At 40.6% G+C, this 4,052-nt stretch carries 3 protein-coding genes; 1 reads left to right on the top strand and 2 read right to left on the bottom strand.

Annotated features, from left to right (window positions below; all coding sequences use genetic code 11):
• Nucleotides 1-59: 59 nt before the first annotated feature.
• Nucleotides 60-335, top strand: a complete 276-nt coding sequence (locus NTU69_00015; protein ID MCX5801918.1) for a metalloregulator ArsR/SmtB family transcription factor — start codon at nt 60-62, stop codon at nt 333-335.
• A 95-nt stretch (nt 336-430) separates the two neighbouring features.
• On the opposite strand, the gene NTU69_00010 is transcribed toward NTU69_00015, so the two are convergent.
• Both NTU69_00010 and NTU69_00005 read right to left on the bottom strand, forming a co-directional pair.
• Complete coding sequence (locus NTU69_00010; protein ID MCX5801917.1) at nt 431-2,194, bottom strand: FAD-dependent oxidoreductase; 1,764 nt, start codon at nt 2,192-2,194, stop codon at nt 431-433.
• A 4-nt stretch (nt 2,195-2,198) separates the two neighbouring features.
• A partial coding sequence (locus tag NTU69_00005; GenBank protein ID MCX5801916.1) for an FAD-dependent oxidoreductase occupies nt 2,199-4,052 on the bottom strand: 1,854 nt, incomplete at its 5' end.

The raw sequence follows: 4,052 nt of genomic DNA, 5'->3' as shown, positions 1-4,052 counted from the left end.
TAATAATTGTTTTATTTATTTGACTTATTAATAATATTTGAATAGTATTTTCTTCTCATATGAAAGACAATTCATATTTAAAATGGGCAGACATATTCAAAACCATCGGTCACCCTATAAGAATAAAAATTATAGAAACATTATTAGAAAATGAAAAGTGTGTAAGAAATATATGGAAATATTTGGATCTTCCACAATCAACTGTTTCACAACATCTATCAATTCTAAGAAGCAAGGGCATAGTTGAGAATGAAAGAGAAGGATCTAGTGTTAAATACTTTGTTAGAGACAGAAAAATAGAGGAAATAATTAAAATTATAAAAAGTAATAAATAATGGTTAACATAATATTCCTTATCAGAACCTTTATTTTTCAATAAACCTAAATCATTAATCCCCACTCCTTTAAATATTATTATATAACTGATTTTTTATATGTTTTTTAAACAGGCATTAATTTCTGAATCACATTCCAAGCATCGCATTGCTTCACTTTGTCCTTGATCTTGATTAAATCCAAGCTCAACTTCTGTAAAATTATTTTTTCTTTCATTAATTGGTAATTTGTTTTCTTCTATTCTTCTAAGATCTGCAAAACCTTTCTTCCTCCTTCCAAGGGTAAGTTGAATTAGTGGTATTTCCACAAAAGTTTCATCTATGTTACCGTCTCCGCCTAAAAATCTGTCGATTGAGCTTGCTGCCCTTCTTCCGGCTGAAATGGCTTCTATGATAGTACCAGGTAAACCGGCTATATCGCCCCCTGCAAAAACACCGGGTATATTTGTTTCCTGAGTTGTTTTATTAACCACTATGATTCCGCGGTCAACCTTCAATGGTACTTTGCTGCCCTCTACAAAAGAAAGGTCAGCTGCCTGTCCTATGGCAAGCATCACTATGTCAACATCAACTAACGTCTTAATATTATTATCAAAGGTAGGATTAAAATTATTGTCTTTATCAAAAACTGAGGTGCATTGAACAAGTTCTATTCCTGAAACATTTCCGTTACTTCCCAGTATTCTGGAAGGGCCCCATGAGGGCATTATAATAATCCCTTCTTCCAGTGCCTGTTTGATTTCCCACTCATTAGCTGGCATTTCTTCACGACTCTCCAGACAGGCCAGAGTTACCTCTTTTGCACCAAGACGGAGTGCAGTAAGGGCAACGTCAACCGCAACATTTCCACCACCTATCACAATCACCCTGTCTTTTAAAATAATCTCTTTTTTTTCCTTTAACTCATAGAGAAAATCTACACCCCAGAAAACACCATTCAAATCGGCCCCTTTCAGGCCTATTTTTCTACTCAATGACCCACCAGTAGCAATGTAAACTGCTTCATAGCCATCGGCTTTCAACTGAGGTATGTCAAAATCCCTTCCCAATTTTTTTCCAGTCTTTAATTCAATCCCGATATCCAGAACCTGTTGAATCTCTTTTTTCACAACTTCCTGAGGTAAACGATAAGCCGGAATGGCAGAGTACATCATGCCTCCCGGTTCGGATTTCTCTTCAAAAATAATAACCTGATGGCCCTTTTTCCTAATATAAAATGCTGCAGTAAGACCGGATGGACCAGCCCCGATGATTGCTATCTTATGGCCGGTATCTTTTGGAACCTGTAAAAACTTTTCCTGTGAGACTTTTTCGTTATCAGCCACGTATCGTTTGAGAACACATATGGAAACGGGGTTGTTTACCTCCCCGCGCTTACATTTATCCTCGCAGGGCCGGGTGCAGACACGACCCAAAATACCAGGGAAAGGAACCTTTTCTCGAATCAGAGCGTATGCTTCGTCAATTTTTCCCTGGGCTATAAGTCTTAGGTATTCTGGTATATTTATGTGAGCGGGACAGGCAAGGATACACGGTGGCCCCTCAGGTACCCATTTTTCAGGAGATGACTGGCGTAAAAATCTTATAAGATCAAGGATTTTGATTCCATTTGGGCATGCATCTTCACACCTGCCACAGGTCGTGCATGACCATGGCAATGGAGAATCAGCAACTTCATCAGCCAGATCAAGTTCAAGATGTCTTATAATACGCCGGATATTGAAACCATTCTTGCCGGTAAGAGGACATGCAGAACTGCAACATCCACACTGTTCACACACCCGGAACATTGATACATCGTAAACATTTTTTGCCAATTCAGACTTATCCATCTCCATCTCTTTTGTCGCTAATTCCATGTATTCACCCCAGGTTAAGTTGTTTCACCATATTTCTCATAATATTTGCAAACTTAGGACCATCTGCTGCTGAAAGCCAGTCGACCCAAAGTTTTTCAGGATTATAGCCTTTTCTGGCAAGGGTCTTTTTGACCCTTTCCATCCGTTTTTCAGCCTTATAATTGCCCACAATGTAATGACAGGTCGGGAATTCACATCCTCCTACAAATACTCCCGCCGCACCAAGCTCAAAGGCACGAAACACATGTTTTGCTGCAACCCGTGCCGAACACATCACCCTGATGAGCCTTGCATTTGGTGGGTATTGCAACCTGCCTACACCTGCCATATCTACTGCCCCCAAGCAGCACCAATGACAGACAAAGGCAACAATCTTTTCTTCAGGTTTTTCTTCAAGGGCAGCTTCTACCTGGGCAAGGATTTGTTCATCTGAGAAATGAACAACTGTTATCGCATTTTTCGGACAATCTGCAGCACAGAGACCACATCCTTTACAAAGGGCTTTAATTACAGCAGGTTGTTTTTCAGCTGCCCATTTTATTGCACTATAAGGGCAGTTATCAACACAAATCCCGCAACCGTTGCATTCATTAAGATTTATGTCTGCAACAATGCCTTCTGCTTCTATGTAGCCCCTCTTCATAGGAATAGAAGCTCTCATTGCTGCTCCAATAGCTTCCTCACAGGTATCCTTTACATTTTTCGGTGATCGGGCACCACCACATAGAAAGACCCCGTCTACTGGAAAGTCTAAAGGTCCCAATTTGATATGTGCTTCCTGGAAAAATCCTTCCGCATTTGAAGAGACCTTAAGCTGACCTTTTACCTCGTCTACGCTCTTATCGCCTTCAAAGGCAGTTGTCAGAACGAGTAAATCAGCAGGGATATTAAATTCCCTGCCCAGAAGGGTATCATAAACCTTTATTGATAGTTGATCGTTGTCACTGTTTACTTCAGGATAGCGGTCATCAGGGAAACGGATGAATTTGATACCTGCATCTTTTGCCTTTTCGACAATCCTCCGTTCTTCCTTTACCAAACAGAGGGTTCTATAGAGGATATAAATTTTCGCATTGTTGAATCTCTTTTTTAACGTGATGGCGTTTTTAATGGATACATTACAGCCGATATTGCAGCATCCTCGGGTTTCGTTCATGGAATTTACACAATTGATCATTACCACGCTCCCGATATTGTCGAGTCTGTTTTCTTTAAGTAGACCCTCCAACTGAAGCTGGGTTACGACATGGTTATTCTCACCGTAGCAGAATTGGTCAACGGGTTCGACTTCCTGCATCCCGGTAGCCACAATAACCGTTGATACATCGAAGGTTTCTTCGGTGCCGTTTGACTGAACTGTGACCTTATAATTCCCTATATATCCTGTAATATCTTTTATGGTAGTGTTTGTGAATACCTTAATATTTGGATATTTGACTATCTGGTCTATCTTTGCCTTCACAATCTCTTCAGATGAAATTTCTCTGTCATCGCTTTCGATCTCCCCTATCCTGTTTAAAAGACCGCCGAGTTTTGTCTCCCTCTCTACAATGGTTACATTAAAACCTTGATATGCAAGATTATGTGCGGCAGTAATACCAGCTACCCCTCCACCTATGATCAGGCAGTCGGTCTTTACAGGAAGCCTGATCTCTTCTCCTTCCTCAAGCAGTGCAGCTTTGGCAACTCCCATTTTAATGAGGTCCTTTGCCTTTTCTGTCGCAACCTGAGGGTTATTCATATGCACCCATGAGGATTGCTCCCTGATGCTTACAAATTCAAGGAGGTATGGGTTTAACCCTGCCTCTTTTACTGTCCTTTTGAAAAGAGGTTCATGGGTTCTTGGGGTACAGGCTGC

This window comes from Pseudomonadota bacterium (genome assembly GCA_026388215.1).
In the GTDB taxonomy this organism is placed as follows: domain Bacteria; phylum Desulfobacterota; class Syntrophorhabdia; order Syntrophorhabdales; family Syntrophorhabdaceae; genus JAPLKF01.
Note: the sequence above shows the minus strand (reverse complement) of the source record. Positions and strands in the feature narration are given on the sequence as shown.

What these genes read in the sequence shown, in the direction of transcription:
- NTU69_00015 (MCX5801918.1), top strand. Translation starts at nt 60, where the DNA reads ATGAAAGACAATTCATATTTAAAATGGGCAGACATATTCAAAACCATC.
- NTU69_00010 (MCX5801917.1), bottom strand. Translation starts at nt 2,194, where the DNA reads ATGGAATTAGCGACAAAAGAGATGGAGATGGATAAGTCTGAATTGGCA.